Here is a 17,797-nt window from a genome sequence, read left to right as displayed (position 1 = left end):
AATGTGGCGAGTTATGATGTCATCGTCATCGGTGGCGGCCATGCCGGCTGCGAGGCGGCAAGCGCGGCTGCCCGTACCGGCGCGCGAACAGCTCTCATCACCCATCAGATTGCGACCATCGGCGCCATGTCCTGCAACCCGGCAATTGGTGGCCTCGGTAAAGGTCATCTCGTTCGCGAAGTCGATGCACTTGATGGACTGATGGGTCGGGTGGCCGATGCTGCCGGTATACAGTTTCGTCTTTTGAACCGAAAAAAGGGCCCGGCAGTTCGCGGTCCAAGAACGCAGGCAGATCGCAAGCTTTATCGGATCGCTATGCAGGCTGAGATGCTTAATCATCTAAATCTCGACGTAATCGAGGGAGATGTTTTTGATCTTGCCACGCGCAGCCAAAAAATATCGGGCGTCGTACTGAAAGATGGCCGTACTTTTTCCGCCGGTGCGGTCGTTCTGACAACGGGTACCTTTCTGCGGGGTTTGATTCACATTGGTGACGCAAAGACGCCTGCGGGACGGATGGGAGAAGCACCGTCCCTGGGTTTATCTGACACCCTGCTGACGCTGGGCTTGCGGCTTGGCCGCCTGAAGACCGGTACACCTGCAAGACTGGATGGTCGAACGATCGATTGGGATAGTCTCGATAAACAGGGGGCCGATGAGGTTCCGACACCCTTCTCGTTTATGACGGATGAGATCAGAAATCCGCAGATCGCTTGCGGTGTCACGCGTACAACAAATGCCACGCATGCCATCATCTCAGACAACATTCGTCTTTCAGCGATGTATTCCGGTGAAATCAAAGGCGTCGGACCGCGTTATTGCCCATCTATCGAAGATAAGATCACCCGGTTTGGCGAGCGTGATGGGCATCAGATTTTTCTGGAGCCAGAGGGTCTAGATGATCCGACCGTCTACCCGAATGGAATTTCGACCTCTCTGCCCGCGGATGTTCAGGATGCCTTTATTCGCACCATTCCCGGCTTGGAAAAGGTCAGAATCGTGCAGCCGGGTTATGCGATTGAATATGACCACATTGATCCTCGCGAGCTAAGCCAAAGTTTGGAAGTAAAAAAATTGCCAGGTCTTTTTCTTGCTGGCCAAATTAATGGCACCACCGGCTACGAGGAAGCGGCGGCGCAGGGTCTTGTAGCTGGATTGAATGCTGCCTTGCTGGTTGGTGAGCGGCCGTCAGCGGTATTAAGCCGTACGGAAGCCTACATCGGCGTGATGATCGATGATCTGACGTCGCGCGGAATCACTGAGCCCTATCGGATGTTCACGTCTCGGGCAGAGTACCGCCTGTCGCTTCGCGCAGACAATGCGGATATCAGATTGACACCAATTGCGAATGAATTGGGACTTACGTCCCTTTCGCGTCGAGAGCGTTTCGATCAATTTGAAAAAGATTTGAAGTCGGTTCGAGAACAGTTGAAAGCGGTGACTCTCACTCCTCAGGAAGCGGCAAGGTTCGGTATTAAAGTCAATCAGGATGGGCAGCGGCGAAGCGCTTATGAATTGCTGTCTTATCAGGATGTCGGCATGGATGATCTGCGGCGCGTATGGTCAAATCTGTCAGACAAGCCGGCCAGTGTATATGATGCCTTGGAAATCGAGGCCGGTTATGCGGTCTATATGGAACGCCAGGAATCCGGCATTACCGCCACGCGACGTGAAGAACAACGGCTGATTCCAGATGAATTCGACTTTAGCGTGCTCAGTGGTTTGTCTAACGAATTAAAGTTGAAGATGGCGGCAGCCAGACCAAAGAATATGGCTCAAGCGGCTGCTGTGGATGGAATGACACCTGCGGCCTTGGCTTTGTTATTGGCGGTCCTTCGGAAAATTGATACACAACGCGCCCAGCGAGTCTCTTGATGCAGATAAACGGCAAAGATGTTTCACGTGAAACATGGGAACGACTGGAACATTTTTCTGAGCTATTTCGGAAATGGGCCAAGTCTATAAACCTTGTTGCCCCCTCGACATTGCCCGATCTATGGAACCGCCATGTCGCCGACAGCGCGCAAATATTTCAGCTTTCGCCAAACCCTCAAACCTGGGCTGATTTGGGATCAGGCGGCGGTTTTCCAGGCGTGATAACTGCCATTTTTCTCAAAGAAATGGGTAGTGGATGGGTCTATCTGGTCGAAAGCAATCAGAAAAAAGCTGCGTTCTTGCGCCAGGCATTGCTTGAAACTGGTGGTCTAGGCAGCGTGCATATCTCGCGAATCGAAGACGCTCCTCTAAAAATCGGTAAGGTGGACGCAATTTCCGCCAGGGCCCTCGCCGACCTTGATCTCTTATGTGATTTTTCTGAACCGTGGATGGCCATAAATCCGGAATGTCGCGCTTTCTTTCACAAAGGCCGGGATTATCGTCAGGAAACGGTGAAAGCGAATAGTAGGTGGCAGTTTGATCTGATAGAACATCAAAGTGCCGTAGAAAAAGATTCCGTTGTTTTGGAAATTGCAGGGCTCCGGCGCAAGGCCAACTGATCATCTGGATAGCAGAATGAGCGAGCTCAATCGAATTATCACGATCGCCAACCAAAAAGGTGGTGTTGGCAAAACCACGACGGCAATCAATCTAGCCACAGCTTTGGCCGCCATCGGCGAGCAGGTTTTGATTGTCGATCTGGACCCTCAGGGGAACGCCAGTACTGGCTTGGGTATTGATCGTCGTGATCGTAAATTGTCATCTTTCGATCTCATGATGGGTAGCCATACCGTCACCGAGACCGTCGTTTCCACAGCGGTTCCTAACCTTTCCATTGTTCCTTCGACTATGGATCTCCTAGGTTTGGAGATGGAAATCGGGCAAGCTTCAGATCGAGCTTTCCGATTGAAGAGGGCGCTTCAAAGTGACGGCGCGAAGACGTATTCCTATATTCTCCTGGATTGCCCGCCATCATTTAATTTGCTGACGATTAACGCGATGGCCGCTGCGCATTCTGTTCTCGTGCCATTGCAATGCGAGTTTTTTGCTCTTGAAGGTCTTAGCCAGCTTCTCGAAACGGTCAATCAGGTTAAGCAAACAGTGAATCCTGCTTTGGATATCCAAGGCATTGTTCTAACGATGTTTGATATTCGCAATAATCTCGCACAGCAGGTTGTTAATGACGTAAGGACCTATTTGGGTGACAAGGTTTATCACACCCTCATTCCTCGAAACGTACGCGTTTCTGAAGCTCCTTCTTATGGCAAGCCCGCTATCCTTTACGATCTGAAATGTGCGGGGAGTCAGGCTTACCTGCAGTTGGCTTCGGAAGTGATACAGCGAGAACGTCGGCGTAAAGCCGCCTGACCAGCTGGGATAGGGCTTTGATATGAATGATGATGTTTCGAAACGCCGACTCGGAAGAGGTCTTGCTGCGCTGATCGGTGAGATGGACCAATCTACACCGGTTGGTGAATCGCCTAAGGCGGTCAGCCCGGATCGCATGGTTCCGATCGAGCATATCAGTCGCAATCCCCGCAACCCTCGTCGCTATTTTGATGAGAGTGAGCTTCAGGACCTTTCGAGTTCAATTCGGCAGCACGGCATAGTGCAGCCTGTTGTTGTACGAACGGTTGATGGAAATTTTGAGATTATAGCCGGCGAGCGACGCTGGCGGGCGGCGCAGTTGGCCGGCCTGGTCGAGATTCCTGTCATCGTTCGTGATGTTGATGACAGGACCGCGCTTGAGATCGCTATTGTTGAAAATGTGCAGCGAGCAGATCTTAATCCCTTGGAAGAGGCGTTAGGCTATGAGTTGTTGGTCGCGGAGCACGGTTATACCCAGAATGATCTCGGTGATATCATTGGAAAAAGCCGTAGCCACGTAGCTAACAGCCTGAGATTGTTGAAACTTCCTAACCCCGTGCGAGATATGCTGGCTGCTGGCGATCTGTCGGCAGGGCATGCCAGAGCGCTGGTTTCGACCTCTGATCCTGCCGGTCTGGCTCGAACGATCGTGTCGAAGGGCATGTCTGTTCGAGACGCGGAGCGCCTTGCGCAGAACGATATCAAGGCGCAGACGCAGCCTGCATCCATGCCGAAAATGGATCAAAAAGATTCTGATACGCTGGCACTGGAGCGTACGCTATCAGACGCACTTGGGCTGGATGTGACAATTAATCACCGTGGCAGCGGTGGACAGGTCCGTATTTCCTACAAAACACTGGACCAGCTTGAGGAAATTTGCCGTCTTCTGGAGCGTCGATCTTAAGTTATTGATTTTTATGGATTAACGGCGTCTGCCCGGTGTATTTCGGGCGGATTGCAAAGTGATGGACATCAGCAGGTGGAACGCGATGCTGTCTTCCAGGCTCTGCCGCTGACGGGTCTGAAGGATCGCCGACTGAATTCTTGCCGATTCACGTGCTATCATTTGTGATGACCAACGATGAAGCGCGCGTTCCATGATTGGTTTGCGACGAAAGTGAATATGCCGACCAAGTGTTTGCATGATCTGCGCCGGCTGCGTATTCTTGTCATCCATTTCGGATCGCATGATATCCAATGTCTGAAACTGGCGTAGGCAAGATTGCAGAATCAAAAATATCGGAGTTTTAGAGGCTACCACTTTGGAAAAGGCGAGGTTCAACCGTTCGACATCGCCATCCAGGACGGCATCGACGGCATCATCGGTCGAAACTGCACTGGCGTCACCGATAATATCGACAACATGTTGCTCATCGATACTCCCCTGCCCGCTTCGATAGAGAGCAAGCTTTTTAATCTCCCCGCGTGATGCAATGCGATCACCGCCAAGAGCTTCCAGCAACCGTTCTTTCGCTGCCGAAGTGATCGTGAGATTTTCAGCCCGAAGCTCATCCTCTATGAGAGAATTCATAGCGCGCGCATCATCTGCGTAACATGGGATCGAAGCCACCGACTGCGCGCTATCACCAATTTTGCGAACGCCGGCGCCTTTTTTTACATCACCCGCCTCTATGAGCAGGATGTTTTCGGAGGGTGATTCACCTGAAAGTATTTGTAGTGCCTCGACCAGAGGTTTTTCAGTGCCGCCTGCTTTAACCCAAATCAGCTTTTTACCACCGAAGAGACCAAAGGCGCCTACCTCGTCTGCTACGCGCGCGGGATCGCCAGCAAGGTCCGATGAATCTAGCCGCACCATTGCGAAGGGATCATTGATTGGCACGCCGCTTTTGGCAGCAATAACAGCTGCGCGCTCGGAAACGAGCCCTCTATCAGGCCCGTAAACCAAGAAAATCCGGTAGCTGGCAATCGTAGACTTCGCGAAACGATCGAAGTCATGAGATTTTATCTCAACCATAATAGGCGCCGTTACTGGCGGCCGACCGCCGTCGCTATATCGCCTCTGATAAATTCTGCAAGTTGCTTTGCGGCCCGGCTTTCCGCATCACGATAGGCTCTCATCTCGGCGAATTCCTGCGCTGAAACATCAAGAAGCGCAGTCGACCTCCGCTGCGCCGTCCGAAGAACCTTACCATCAGATAGGCGCGTGAAGGCGTAATCTGCGGTAAGTGTCACGCGTCCAGGGATGAGGTTGTTGGTTACTTGCTCATCAAGGACGTTCTGTCTGAACGAGGTGACATTCATCGTAAGTTTGTAGGCAGGATTCTTGCTCTCACCTGCTCCGCCCGAAGTCAGGAAGATAAGTTCGTTGCGGACGACCTGTTCGATACGGTCGTCAGCTTGCGAAAATTCGATAGAGGCTATCTGCTGCCCGGTGCTGGTACCCGCTGGTGATACGGCATAAAGCGGTTTGACCTGGCAACCGGCCAATGCCACCAGCACGGCGGCAATAGACGCCGTGCGGCCGATACGAAGAAAATCTCTGGTGACGTTAGACAACAATGTTCACGATCCTCTGTGGGACAACAATGATCTTTTTCGGGGACCGCCCTTCGAGCGTGGTCTGTACTGCGTCCAGTTGAAGCACAGCCTTCTCAACGGCACTTTGATCCGCGTCGCGCGCGATTGTCAATTCAGCGCGCTTCTTACCGTTGATCTGAACTGGCAGGAGAATCTCATCATCGGCAACGAGAGTGGTGTCGAATGATGGCCAAGGCGTTTCAGCTACCAAGCCAGTACCGCCGAGAACCTTCCAGCACTCTTCTGCAAGGTGTGGCGTCATCGGCGCAACGATTTGAACCAGAATCTCGGCGGCGTTGCGGACAGCAGCGATATAGGCTGCATCTTTGCCACCAGCGGCGACAGCCGTCAGCGGCGCTGCCAGCGTATTAACCAACTCGTAGATGCGTGCCACAGCCTTATTGAAGGCCAGTTTGTCGAAATCTGCCTGAACCGCCTGCAGCGTTTTATGCGCAGCCTGCGATATTGCGAGCGCCTCACCATCCTTAGCCGGATTCTCCTCGACGGTAACGAGGGTGTCTGCAGCTTCCGAGATCAAACGCCAGACGCGCTGTACGAAGCGATGTGCTCCCTCGACGCCAGCTTCGGACCAGATGACGTCACGTTCCGGCGGAGAATCCGACAGAACGAAGAAACGCGCCGTGTCGGCACCGTAAGATGCGATAATGTCGTCCGGGTCGACAACGTTCTTTTTGGACTTCGACATCTTTTCGATGGAGCCGATCGCAATCTCCTCGTTCGTGGAGAGAAGATAGGCCTTGCGGCTACCATCAACTTCCTCGATGCGCAGATCAGCCGGGGCAATCCATTCGCCGTTCGAGCCCGATCCGCGGCGGTAGGTTTCGTGCACCACCATGCCCTGAGTGAACAGGCCCTTGAAAGGCTCGCTTACGCCCACATGGCCAGTCGCCTGCATAGCGCGGGTAAAGAAGCGCGAATAAAGCAGGTGCAGGATCGCGTGCTCGATGCCGCCGATATACTGGTCGACCGGCAGCCAGTGATTGGCTACGGTCGGGTCGGTCGGATCGTTTTCCCACGGTGCAGTGAAGCGGGTGTAATACCAGCTCGAATCGACGAACGTATCCATCGTGTCGGTTTCGCGACGTGCATCATGTCCACACTGCGGGCAGGAGACGTGACGCCACGTGGCGTGGCGATCGAGCGGGTTGCCGGGCTGGTCGAACGTCACGTCATCGGGCAATTGTACCGGCAGGTTCTTTTTTGGAACCGGTACGACGCCACAGACTTCGCAATGGATGACCGGGATCGGGCAGCCCCAATAACGCTGGCGAGAAATTCCCCAGTCACGCAGACGGAAATTCACTTTGCGGCTGGCCTGTGGGACGTTGCCCAGCACCTGTTCGGAAAGTTTCGCCGCAACCGTGTCGAAAGCGGCTTCGGTGGTCATGCCATCGAGGAAACGCGAATTGATCATCACGCCGTCGCCGTCATAGGCCTCGTCGCCTACCGTGAAGGTCGCGGAATCGCCATCGGCGGGCATGACGACCGGCACGACCGGCAGACCATATTTGCGTGCGAAATCCAGGTCGCGCTGGTCGCCGGATGGGCAGCCAAAAATGGCGCCTGTGCCGTAGTCCATCAGTACGAAATTGGCGATGTAGACCGGCACTTCCCAATTAGGGTCGAGGGGATGCTTGACCTTGAGGCCGGTATCGAAGCCCTTCTTTTCCGCTGTTTCCAGAGCAGCCAGCGAGGTGCCGGCCTGGCGGCATTCTTCGCAGAAAGTCTGAGCTTCAGCATTCTTCTCAGCGATAGCCCGGGCAACCGGATGGTCGGCGGCAATGGCCAAGAACGATGCGCCGAACAGTGTGTCGGGGCGCGTGGTATAGACCTCGATGTCCGCAGCACCGCCTTCAGTCTGGCTGTCGGCCGTCAGTTCCCAGCGCAGCGCCAGACCTTCCGAGCGACCGATCCAGTTCTTCTGCATCAGCCGGACTTTTTCCGGCCACTGATCCAGATTGTCGAGCGCGTCAAGCAGGTCCTGGCTGAACTCCGTGATCTTGAAGAACCACTGAACCAGTTCACGCTGTTCCACCAGCGCACCGGAGCGCCAGCCGCGACCGTCGATCACCTGCTCATTGGCCAGAACGGTGTTATCGACCGGGTCCCAGTTGACCTTGGACTGCTTGCGGTAAACCAGACCCTTTTCCATCATGTCGAGGAAAAGCATCTGCTGGCGATGATAATAGTCGACGTCGCAGGTTGCGAACTCGCGCGACCAGTCCAGCGAAAGGCCCATGGCCTTCAGCTGCGTCTTCATGGAAGCGATGTTCTGGTAGGTCCACTCCTTGGGGTGAACCTTGTTGTCGCGGGCGGCATTTTCCGCCGGCATGCCGAATGCATCCCAGCCCATCGGGTGCAAGACGTTGTAGCCGCGCGCGCGCTTGTAACGCGCAACGACATCGCCCATGGCATAGTTGCGCACGTGGCCCATGTGAATGCGACCCGACGGATAGGGGAACATCTCGAGGACGTAATATTTCTCGCGAGGATCACTATTGTCCGTCTGGAAGGTCTTGGCTTCATTCCAGCGCGCCTGCCAGCGAGGCTCGGCGTCGCGCGGATTGTAACGTTCACTGGCCATTTTTATCGATTTCCGGAATATGATGCGTTTGGGCTGACCTTCACCACGAAACCATCCGAGCGTCAAGTTTTGCCGGACTTTTGGTCAGGCTGAAAGGCCGGAAAGGCTTGGCATTCGGCCCTCTGCCGGTTAATCGCTGATCTGCATACATGCTGGAGATACCAATGACTGTCGAACAGAGACTTGCCGAGGTTCAAGGCCGTATCAAGGCCGCGGAAAAAACTGGCCGCCGATCTGCTGGTGCAGTCCAGCTGGTTGCAGTCTCGAAAACGTTCGAGGTCGAAGACATCCGACCGGTGATTGCTGCCGGGCAGCGTATTTTCGGTGAAAATCGCGTGCAGGAAAGCCAGGCAAAGTGGCCGATCCTGAAACAAGAAAGCCCCGACGTCGAATTGCATCTCATTGGCCCGCTGCAATCCAACAAGGCGGCCGAAGCGGTCGCACTGTTCGATGTGATCGAGACGGTGGATCGGGAAAAGATCGCTGCTGCTCTTGCTCAGGAAATGACCAGGCAGGATCGCAAGCCGCGTCTCTATGTTCAGGTGAATATCGGTCTCGAATCGCAAAAGGCGGGTATCGCGCCGAAGGACACTGCCGCTTTCCTTCGTTATTGCTGCGAGGATCTGTCGCTCGATATTGAGGGATTGATGTGCATACCGCCTGCGGACGATCATCCCGGTCCGTATTTCGCATTGCTGCGCAAACTTGCGCAGGAAAACGGCATCGCAAAACTCTCGATGGGCATGTCGGGCGATTTTGAAACCGCCGTCCAGTTCGGCGCAACCAGCGTGCGCGTCGGTTCGGCCATTTTCGGTTCACGCTGAGGGGCCTTCGCCCTTCGTCGGATTTTCGTTTTGATGACTTCTGCCTAAACTGTTCACGCGAGCTTTGGTTCGCGTGGGAGGAGAAGTCATATGTCCAGCCGCTATGCCGACGTTTACGAGCAGTGGAAACGGGATCCAGCGGGGTATTGGGCCGAGGCCGCCAGGGACGTGAACTGGTTCGAGCCACCGCACCAAGTCTTCGATCCGGCGCAGGGTGTTTATGGCCGATGGTTCGTCGGAGGCATCACCAACACCTGTTACAATTGCGTCGATAGGCACGTGGCCGCTGGCCGAGGAAACGACCCGGCCATTATTTTCGACAGTGCCATGACCGGCGCCAGCCGAATCTTTTCCTTCAATGATGTTCTCCAGGAGGTCACGGCCGTCGCCGCGGTTCTGCAAAATCTCGGCGTGACAAAGGGCGATCGTGTTGTCATCTACATGCCGATGGTGCCAGAGGCGGTGTTTTCCATGCTGGCCTGTGCACGTATCGGAGCCATTCATTCCGTCGTGTTCGGCGGCTTTGCGGCACAGGAACTCGCATCACGTCTGGATAGTGCGCGCGCCAAGGTGGTCATCGCCGCCAGTTGCGGGCTCGAACCCGGGCGTGTGGTTGCCTATAAGCCCCTCGTCGATGCCGCGATCGATCTCGCCGTAACCAAACCGTCCCATCGTCTTATCCTGCAGCGTGATCAGTTACGCGTCGATCTAAGGGCGGAGCATGGCGAACTGGATTTTGCCGAGCTGGTTGCGGCGGAAAGGGAAAAGCAGTCCGAGGTCCCCTGTGTGCCCGTATTAGCCACCGACCCGCTTTACATCCTCTACACATCTGGCACGACCGGAAAGCCGAAAGGCGTGGTGCGTGACAATGGCGGGCACATGGTCGCGCTTCATTGGTCCATTCGAAACATTTACGGGCTGAAACCGGGTGATGTTTCCTGGACTGCCTCCGACATCGGCTGGGTAGTCGGCCATTCCTACGTCGTTTATGGCCCGCTGCTGGCCGGCGTCACGACTGTTCTGTTCGAAGGTAAGCCGGTCGGCACCCCGGATGCCGGCACGTTCTGGCGCGTGGTTGAACAATATCGGGTCAATGTGCTTTTCACCGCACCGACGGCATTTCGGGCCATCCGGCGCGATGATCCTGAAGGGAAATTTGTATCCGGGCGCGATCTTTCCAGCCTGCGAATGCTTTTCCTCGCGGGCGAACGTGCTGACCCGGAGACTTTGCATTGGGCGGAAGCGTTGCTTCGCATTCCGGTGATCGACCACTGGTGGCAGACGGAAACCGGCTGGGCCATTGTTGCCAATCCGATAGGTCTGGAAGCGTTTCCCGTGAAACACGGATCGCCGACCGTGCCCATGCCGGGCTTTGCAGTTGATGTTCTCGACGATGGCGGCAAGCCTCTGGAAAGAGGCGTTCTGGGCAATCTGGCGATCCGCCTGCCATTGCCGCCGGGTTGCCTAGTCACTTTCTGGGAGGCTGACGACCGCTTCCGTGAAACATGCCTTGAAGAGTTTCCGGGATATTACAAGACGGCCGATGCCGGACTCATCGACAACGACGGATACATCTTCGTCATGGCGCGCACCGACGACATCATCAACTGTGCGGGCCATCGCCTGTCGACGGGCGCTCTGGAGGAAGTCTGCGCTTCTCACCCCGATGTTGCCGAATGTGCCGTGGTTGGCGTCGCGGATGCGATCAAGGGACAGGTGCCTTATGGCTTTCTGGTCCTCAAGAATGGTGTAACCCGCAGCGAATCAGCCATCATCCAGGAGGTCGTTAATATGGTTCGTGAACGTGTCGGCCCGGTGGCCGCATTTCGTACCGCTTTCATTCTGCCGAAATTGCCAAAAACCCGCTCGGGAAAAATCCTGAGGGGCACGATGCGGAAGATTGCGGATGGTGAAGTTTGGAGCATGCCGGCAACGATCGAAGATCCTGCCACGCTTGAGATGGTGTCGCTTGCCTTGCAAAAGCCCGTTTACATTTCCAGCGGCCGATAAAAGCATTTTTCCCTAACGGCTTAGCCTGTTTGAAGCGGTGTCTTCAAGCAGGCCATTTGCTGCCTCAAATAGTGATTGTTAACGATTTGTTAACCATGTGCGCGTTAATGAATTCGCAACGATTTCTTTACGTAGATGACCAAAGTGTTAACTGACGCACGCTCAATCCGCATCAAGGGCCGCTCCTTCCTGGCGCTCGTTCTTTCACCCGACCTGCCGCTTGATGACTGGCTCGTCAGGCTGGACGACCTTGCCTCCCGATCCGCGGGCTTTTTTCTTGATCGCCCTGTTGTGCTGGATGTCACTGGTCTTGCCATCGACAAGGTTCAGCTGAAGGAGCTTTTCGAGCAACTGGCGGAGCGCAATGTCCGAATCATGGGCATAGAGGGTGCGCGGCCTTCTATGCTTGGTCCGGGCATGCCGCCGGCCATGAAAGGCGGCAAGCCTGCTGCCGATATCGAGGTCAAGGAACGCGAAACGGTATCTGACGAAGCCGAAACCGCGTCCGATGCACCAGGTCAAGCTGAATTTCCGCAGGTCCGCGCTGTTGCTCAGTCGCTGATCATCAATGAGCCTGTGCGTTCAGGCCAGTCGATCATCTTCCCCGAGGGGGATGTGACAATCGTCGGTTCTGTAGCTTCCGGCGCCGAGGTTATCGCTGGCGGTTCGATCCATATTTACGGAGCACTTCGCGGCCGTGCCATGGCTGGCTCGATCGGAAATTCTGCATCGAGAATCTTCTGCCGCAAGCTTGAGGCAGAGTTGGTGGCTATAGATGGCATTTACAAAATGATCGAGGACATGTCGCCGTCAGTGGTAGGGCAGCCCGTTCAGCTTTGGCTGGATGGTGATTCGATCATGGCCTCGACAATTATCTAAGCCGGGAAACGGCAGGAAACAGGAGATAAAGATGGGCAAAGTCATCGTGGTGACATCCGGCAAGGGCGGGGTCGGCAAGACAACGTCGACCGCCGCCCTCGGCGCAGCGCTGGCGCAGAATGGCGAACGGGTTGTTGTGGTGGACTTCGATGTCGGCCTTCGCAATCTTGACCTCGTCATGGGTGCCGAGCGCCGGGTCGTCTACGATCTGGTCAACGTCATTCAGGGCGAAGCCAAGCTTACGCAGGCACTGATTCGCGATAAGCGCCTCGAAAGCCTGTTCCTGCTTCCTGCTTCGCAAACCCGTGACAAGGACAATCTGACCACTGAAGGTGTCGACCGCGTCATCACCGAACTGAAGCGCGTGTTCGACTGGGTCATCTGCGACAGCCCCGCCGGTATAGAGCGGGGCGCCACGCTCGCCATGCGCCATGCCGACATGGCGGTTGTTGTCACCAATCCGGAAGTATCGTCGGTGCGTGATTCGGACCGCATCATCGGTCTGCTCGATTCCAAGACGCTGAAGGCCGAACGTGGCGAGCGCATGGAAAAGCACCTTTTGCTCACCCGCTACGATGCGGTGCGCGCCGAACGAGGCGACATGCTGAAGGTTGATGACGTTCTCGAAATCCTGTCGATCCCGCTGATCGGGATCATTCCGGAAAGCAGCGACGTGCTGCGCGCCTCCAATATGGGTGCACCGGTGACTTTGGCGGATGCACGTTGCGCGCCGGCCATGGCCTATTTCGAAGCTGCACGCCGCCTCCGCGGCGAACAGCTGCCGATCTCTATCCCTGGCGATAAGCGAGGTATTTTCGGTAAGATTTTTGGAAGGAAGGCCGCATGAGTATTTTTGGTCTTTTCCGCAAGAACAAATCGGCGCCGATGGCGCGCGAGCGCCTGCAGGTTCTGCTGGCTCATGAACGCGCATCTGCCGGCTCCGATCTCGTATCGATCCTGCGTGAGGAAATCCTCGCCGTCATCGCCAAGCATGTCGAACTCGACGCTGATCGTGTTCACGTGAAGATGGACCGCGACGAGAACATGTCGATCCTCGAGATCGATGTCGAAATTCCGCTGAAGGCGACCCTTCAAGCCGCATGAGAAAAGAGAAGCCGGTTATCCCGGCTTCTGATCCAGATAAAACAAAACCCCGCCGATCATATCGGCGGGGTTTTGTTTTGGGCTTAAAGATAAAAGAACGAGACGACTTAGAAGTTGTCTTCGTCCTCCTCTTCCGTGCGGGTCGATTTCAGCGAGCTGAGCTTCGCGAAAACGGCATCCGCATCGATTTCCTTCTCTTCTTCGCGCTCGTTGCGATAACCGAAGTCGAGGTTCTCTGTTTCGTTGGCCGGACGTAGCGAAGCACCGAGCTCGGCGGCCGTCGGCAGCGGCCGGTTCTTGGCGGCGCGTTCGACTTCGAGGTCAAGGTCGATCTGGCTGCAGAGGCCGAGCGTTACCGGATCCATCGGGGTCAGGTTGGTGGCGTTCCAGTGTGTGCGGTCACGGATCTGTTCGATCGTCGACTTGGTGGTGCCGACGAGACGCGAAATCTGCGTGTCCTTCAGTTCCGGATGGTTGCGAACCAGCCAGAGAATGGCGTTGGGACGGTCCTGACGCTTGGAAACCGGGGTGTAGCGCGGGCCACGGCGCTTGGATTCAGGTACGCGAACTTTTGGTTCCGAAAGCTTGAGCTTGTAATTGATGTCACCTTCACCGCGAGCGATTTCGTCGCGCGAAAGCTGGCCGGTGGAGATCGGGTCGAGGCCCTTGATACCCTGAGCGGCTTCACCATCGGCAATTGCCTTCACCTCAAGCGGATGAAGTTTGCAGAAGGTGGCAATCTGATCAAAGGAAAGCGCCGTGTTATCGACCAGCCATACTGCGGTGGCCTTCGGCATGAGCAATTGTTGAGCCATGGATATAGTTCCTCTGTCCGTCCGCGCCGGTGTCGCGGGCCGTGGGTATCAACCACCATTTCCGGGAATTAGACGCCGTATAATCGATTTGGGACAGAATTGCAATTCTCAGAAACGCAATCCCGAAGATCACATTCTCTCTTCTCATCTCCATTTGTCTAATTGCCGCCCCTGCCCCAATTTGTATGAATGTCAGAATGTCGCACGTTGATGGATGCAAGGTGTCGGCTCGCAAATGAGGGAGGAGTTTCATGTCCGAAAAAATTTATCCGGTTCTCAAGTCGACAAGGGCGAAGGCGCTGATCGACAAGGAGAAATACGAAAAATGGTATGAAGAGAGCATTGAGGATCCGGACAAGTTCTGGGGCAAGCACGGCCGGCGGATCGACTGGTTCAAACCCTATACAAAGGTCAAAAACACCTCCTTCAAGGGCAAGGTCTCGATCAAGTGGTTCGAGGACGGGCTGACCAATGTTTCCTATAATTGCATCGACAGGCATCTGAAGACGCATGGGGAGCGCACGGCGATCATCTGGGAAGGTGACAACCCCTATATCGACAAGAAGATCACCTATAACCAGCTTTATGATCAGGTCTGCCGCATGGCGAATGTGCTGAAAAAGCACGGCGTCAAGAAGGGTGACCGGGTGACCATTTACATGCCTATGATCCCGGAAGCAGCTTATGCGATGTTGGCTTGCGCGCGCATCGGCGCCGTGCATTCGGTCGTGTTCGGAGGCTTTTCGCCGGAAGCTCTGGCTGGTCGTATCATCGATTGCGAATCCACGTTCGTTATTACCTGCGATGAAGGCGTACGCGGCGGCAAGCCGGTGCCGCTCAAGGAAAACACCGACAAGGCCATCCACATTGCCGCTCGCCAGTATGTGACCGTCAACAAGGTTCTGGTCGTGCGCCGCACCGGCGGCAAGACCAACTGGGCGCCAGGCCGTGACCTCTGGTACCATCAGGAAATCGCCACCGTTAAGGGGCACTGCGAACCGGTAAAAATGAAGGCTGAGGATCCGCTGTTCATCCTCTACACCTCGGGCTCTACCGGTAAACCGAAAGGCGTGCTGCACACGACGGGTGGCTATCTCGTCTATGCGGCAATGACGCACGAATACACGTTCGATTATCAGGACGGCGATATCTACTGGTGCACCGCCGATGTCGGCTGGGTGACCGGACATTCCTACCTCGTCTACGGGCCACTGGCGAATTGCGCGACGACGCTGATGTTCGAGGGTGTGCCCAATTTCCCGGACAATGGCCGCTTCTGGGAAGTGGTCGACAAGCATAAGGTCAACATTTTCTACACGGCGCCAACGGCCATTCGCTCACTGATGAGTGTCGGCGACGATTTTGTGACCCGTTCTTCACGCTCCAGTCTGCGGCTACTCGGCACCGTGGGCGAGCCTATCAACCCCGAAGCGTGGGAATGGTATTACAACGTCGTCGGCGACAAACGTTGCCCGATCGTTGATACGTGGTGGCAGACCGAGACCGGCGGCCACATGATAACCCCCCTGCCCGGCGTCACGGACCTCAAGCCCGGCTCAGCAACGACACCGTTCTTCGGCGTGCAGCCGCAGCTTGTCGATAACGAAGGCAACGTGCTGGAAGGTGCTGCCGACGGCAATCTCTGCATCATCGACAGCTGGCCGGGCCAGATGCGCAGTGTTTATGGTGATCATGAACGCTTCGTGCAGACCTATTTCTCCACCTACAAGGGGAAATATTTCACCGGCGATGGCTGCCGTCGGGATGAGGACGGTTATTACTGGATCACCGGTCGCGTCGACGACGTCTTGAACGTTTCCGGTCATCGTCTCGGTACGGCCGAGGTGGAATCGGCTCTGGTTTCGCACAATCTCGTTTCGGAAGCGGCGGTGGTCGGTTATCCGCACGGTCTCAAGGGCCAGGGCATCTATTGTTACGTGACCCTGATGGCCGGTAATGAGGGGACCGATACGCTGCGACAGGAACTCGTCAAACATGTCCGCAACGAGATTGGCCCGATTGCCACGCCGGACAAGATCCAGTTTGCGCCCGGCCTGCCGAAAACCCGTTCGGGCAAGATCATGCGACGTATTTTGCGAAAAATCGCTGAGGATGATTTTGGTGCTCTCGGGGATACTTCGACGCTTGCTGATCCAGCCGTTGTCGATGATCTGATCGAAAATCGTCAAAACAAGATCGAAGCATGATCCACAAGGGGCCGTTCATCGGCCCCTTCTCCTTCGCGCCATTTATTTGGGCGGTTGATCTGTGCGCTTCTGGCACCGGCCCTATAAATGTTTCGAGGATTGATCAGGAAGGCCGCGACATGAAGGGATTGCTACGAATGGGTATCTTGTCGGCTCTGCTGTCGGTGTTTTCGGGCCCTGCCCTTTCCGATACCGCAAAAGGCATTGCCGCCTATCAGAAGGGCAACTACCCGCTTGCCATGCAGGAACTTGAAAAGGCGGCTGCCAGTGGTGACGAACAAGCTTATTTCAATCTCGGTGTCGCTTATGCCGAGGGCAAGGCGGTGGCGCAGGATTTTGGCAGGGCAGTCGAGCTTTACCGCAGGGGCGCAGAGGGCGGCAGCGTACTGGCGGCATTCAATCTCGCGCAATCCTATCGCAAGGGGCAAGGCACGGAACAGGACAATGCCGCTGCTGCCAAATGGTATGAATTTGCCGCCAAGAGGGAGATTTTCGTGCCTCCAACGAGCTCGGCCTGCTTTATGTCGAAGGCAAAGGTGTCGAGCGCGATTTGATCGAGGGCTTTGCCTGGATCTATCCAGCCACTCACCAGTCGATCATGGACGAATCCGCCATGGCCAATGCGATGCAGCTCGCTTCCATGCTGGACAAGCAGCGGATTGATGAAGCGCAGGCGAGAGGTCGTGCTCACTTCGAAACATATTTCGAACCGAATATGGCTCTTGTCGAAGCTCTGCTCGAAAATAAGGGCAGATGAGGTTTGGTGGGAACAATCAGTTCAGCTTCCGCAGGTTTCTCTCTGCTTGCGACCACAGTAATAATCTCGGACGACCCCCGCCGACCGCATGCTCTCGGCTGCACTGCTTCCATCCGTCAGCGCCACGTCGGCAACGATCCGGCCAAAATATTTGTCGCCCGAAATGTGGGTGAGTTGGATTTTCGCTGACCGCTCAGCCAAGTTTTCCAGCACCCGCAGGGCCTCCGCTCCCGCTTCACGGACTTGCTGGCAATTCGACCTTATTTCGGGGGCATCGATGCCGCGTATGCGCACATAGACTTCCACACGCTGTTGCGGCCATGGTCGTGCCTCCACCAGCAAGGTGTCGCCATCCACGACACGCAGGATTTCGGCCTCAACCGGGCCAACAACCTCGTCTCGTGCCAACACCTCTGTGGCAAAGACAAGCAGAAGAGCACAGGCGAGTGAGAGAAAGTTTGACATGAAAGGAATAAATTCCAATTCATCTCAGAATTCAATAGGAATATTTACTTAAAAATCGATAGCCCGGCCGTTGATTTCCCAGTCGCCAAATCGCGCGGGATCGGCGCCGCCACGACCGCCGAATTCTTCCGGCATCTGCGCCGCCTGAACCGTTGCCTGGCGGCGCTCTTCGGCCTCTTGCAGCGCGCGTTGTGCGGCAGGTGAGAGTGGCTTTGGGTCAGTAACAGGTTCTATTACGGTTTCGGCATTGTCATTATCGGCAGTTTGCATTCCGCTCACCGGATGGTTCA

General features: G+C 55.5%; 18 protein-coding genes. 12 read left to right on the top strand and 6 right to left on the bottom strand.

Features of this window, described 5'->3' with window-relative positions; genetic code table 11:
• Positions 1-3 precede the first annotated feature (3 nt).
• The 4 genes from mnmG to GAO09_RS08055 are packed head-to-tail and all read left to right on the top strand — an operon-like array spanning position 4 to position 4,207.
• Positions 4-1,875 carry a tRNA uridine-5-carboxymethylaminomethyl(34) synthesis enzyme MnmG gene (gene mnmG, locus GAO09_RS08070; protein ID WP_324184986.1) on the top strand — a complete coding sequence of 624 codons (1,872 nt, stop codon included), beginning with the start codon at positions 4-6 and terminating at the stop codon, positions 1,873-1,875.
• Entirely contained in the window at positions 1,875-2,495 is a 621-nt protein-coding gene (rsmG, locus tag GAO09_RS08065) for a 16S rRNA (guanine(527)-N(7))-methyltransferase RsmG (RefSeq protein ID WP_153353515.1), read from the top strand. The genes mnmG and rsmG overlap by 1 nt, the downstream gene beginning before the upstream one ends.
• A 16-nt stretch (positions 2,496-2,511) precedes the next feature.
• Positions 2,512-3,303 (top strand): ParA family protein, encoded by a 792-nt coding sequence (locus tag GAO09_RS08060; RefSeq protein WP_153353514.1) that lies wholly within the window; start codon positions 2,512-2,514, stop codon positions 3,301-3,303.
• A 22-nt stretch (positions 3,304-3,325) separates the two neighbouring features.
• Complete coding sequence (locus GAO09_RS08055) at positions 3,326-4,207, top strand: ParB/RepB/Spo0J family partition protein (RefSeq protein ID WP_153353513.1); 882 nt, start codon at positions 3,326-3,328, stop codon at positions 4,205-4,207.
• A gap of 18 nt (positions 4,208-4,225) precedes the next feature.
• Here the strand turns inward: GAO09_RS08055 and holA are convergent, their stop codons facing one another.
• From holA to leuS, 3 genes are read right to left on the bottom strand one after another with little or no spacing between them, the layout of a single operon-like run.
• The gene (gene holA, locus GAO09_RS08050; RefSeq protein ID WP_153353512.1) at positions 4,226-5,278 is read right to left on the bottom strand and encodes a DNA polymerase III subunit delta; all 1,053 of its coding nucleotides are present in this window, start codon (positions 5,276-5,278) and stop codon (positions 4,226-4,228) included.
• 11 nt (positions 5,279-5,289) lie between these two features.
• On the bottom strand, positions 5,290-5,820 hold the full coding sequence (locus GAO09_RS08045) for an LPS assembly lipoprotein LptE (protein WP_153353511.1): 531 nt from the start codon (positions 5,818-5,820) through the stop codon (positions 5,290-5,292).
• Complete coding sequence (gene leuS / locus GAO09_RS08040) at positions 5,813-8,446, bottom strand: leucine--tRNA ligase (RefSeq protein WP_153353510.1); 2,634 nt, start codon at positions 8,444-8,446, stop codon at positions 5,813-5,815. Before leuS ends, GAO09_RS08045 begins: the two co-directional genes overlap by 8 nt.
• A gap of 164 nt (positions 8,447-8,610) precedes the next feature.
• Here leuS and GAO09_RS08035 point away from each other — a divergent pair, with 164 nt between their 5' ends.
• The 5 genes from GAO09_RS08035 (at position 8,611) to minE (ending at position 13,263) form a co-directional block, all read left to right on the top strand.
• Complete coding sequence (locus GAO09_RS08035; protein ID WP_153353509.1) at positions 8,611-9,270, top strand: YggS family pyridoxal phosphate-dependent enzyme; 660 nt, start codon at positions 8,611-8,613, stop codon at positions 9,268-9,270.
• Positions 9,271-9,360: 90 nt separating this feature from the next.
• The gene (locus tag GAO09_RS08030) at positions 9,361-11,280 is read left to right on the top strand and encodes an AMP-binding protein (RefSeq protein WP_153353508.1); all 1,920 of its coding nucleotides are present in this window, start codon (positions 9,361-9,363) and stop codon (positions 11,278-11,280) included.
• Between the two features lie 135 nt (positions 11,281-11,415).
• Entirely contained in the window at positions 11,416-12,159 is a 744-nt protein-coding gene (gene minC / locus GAO09_RS08025) for a septum site-determining protein MinC (protein WP_153353507.1), read from the top strand.
• A 31-nt stretch (positions 12,160-12,190) separates the two neighbouring features.
• Positions 12,191-13,006 carry a septum site-determining protein MinD gene (minD, locus tag GAO09_RS08020; RefSeq protein WP_153353506.1) on the top strand — a complete coding sequence of 272 codons (816 nt, stop codon included), beginning with the start codon at positions 12,191-12,193 and terminating at the stop codon, positions 13,004-13,006.
• Positions 13,003-13,263 (top strand): cell division topological specificity factor MinE, encoded by a 261-nt coding sequence (gene minE / locus GAO09_RS08015; RefSeq protein WP_153353505.1) that lies wholly within the window; start codon positions 13,003-13,005, stop codon positions 13,261-13,263. The genes minD and minE overlap by 4 nt, the downstream gene beginning before the upstream one ends.
• A 107-nt stretch (positions 13,264-13,370) precedes the next feature.
• Here the strand turns inward: minE and GAO09_RS08010 are convergent, their stop codons facing one another.
• A complete protein-coding gene (locus GAO09_RS08010; protein WP_153353504.1) occupies positions 13,371-14,078 on the bottom strand; it encodes a DUF1013 domain-containing protein in 708 nt (235 codons plus the stop codon).
• A 251-nt stretch (positions 14,079-14,329) separates the two neighbouring features.
• Between GAO09_RS08010 and acs the strand changes: the two genes are divergently transcribed.
• From acs to GAO09_RS07995, 3 genes are all read left to right on the top strand, one after another.
• Positions 14,330-16,285 (top strand): acetate--CoA ligase, encoded by a 1,956-nt coding sequence (acs, locus tag GAO09_RS08005; RefSeq protein ID WP_153353503.1) that lies wholly within the window; start codon positions 14,330-14,332, stop codon positions 16,283-16,285.
• A 137-nt stretch (positions 16,286-16,422) separates the two neighbouring features.
• A complete protein-coding gene (locus GAO09_RS08000; protein WP_209018644.1) occupies positions 16,423-16,839 on the top strand; it encodes a tetratricopeptide repeat protein in 417 nt (138 codons plus the stop codon).
• A 44-nt stretch (positions 16,840-16,883) separates the two neighbouring features.
• Positions 16,884-17,042 carry a hypothetical protein gene (locus GAO09_RS07995; protein ID WP_209018643.1) on the top strand — a complete coding sequence of 53 codons (159 nt, stop codon included), beginning with the start codon at positions 16,884-16,886 and terminating at the stop codon, positions 17,040-17,042.
• Positions 17,043-17,063: 21 nt separating this feature from the next.
• On the opposite strand, the gene GAO09_RS07990 is transcribed toward GAO09_RS07995, so the two are convergent.
• Positions 17,064-17,507 carry a thermonuclease family protein gene (locus GAO09_RS07990; RefSeq protein ID WP_153353500.1) on the bottom strand — a complete coding sequence of 148 codons (444 nt, stop codon included), beginning with the start codon at positions 17,505-17,507 and terminating at the stop codon, positions 17,064-17,066.
• 48 nt (positions 17,508-17,555) lie between these two features.
• The gene (locus GAO09_RS07985) at positions 17,556-17,777 is read right to left on the bottom strand and encodes a DUF1674 domain-containing protein (protein ID WP_153353499.1); all 222 of its coding nucleotides are present in this window, start codon (positions 17,775-17,777) and stop codon (positions 17,556-17,558) included.
• Positions 17,778-17,797 lie beyond the last annotated feature (20 nt).

This window comes from Endobacterium cereale, assembly GCF_009617585.1.
In the GTDB taxonomy this organism is placed as follows: Bacteria; Pseudomonadota; Alphaproteobacteria; order Rhizobiales; family Rhizobiaceae; genus Neorhizobium; species Neorhizobium cereale.
This window is presented reverse-complemented; position numbering and strand designations above follow the sequence as displayed.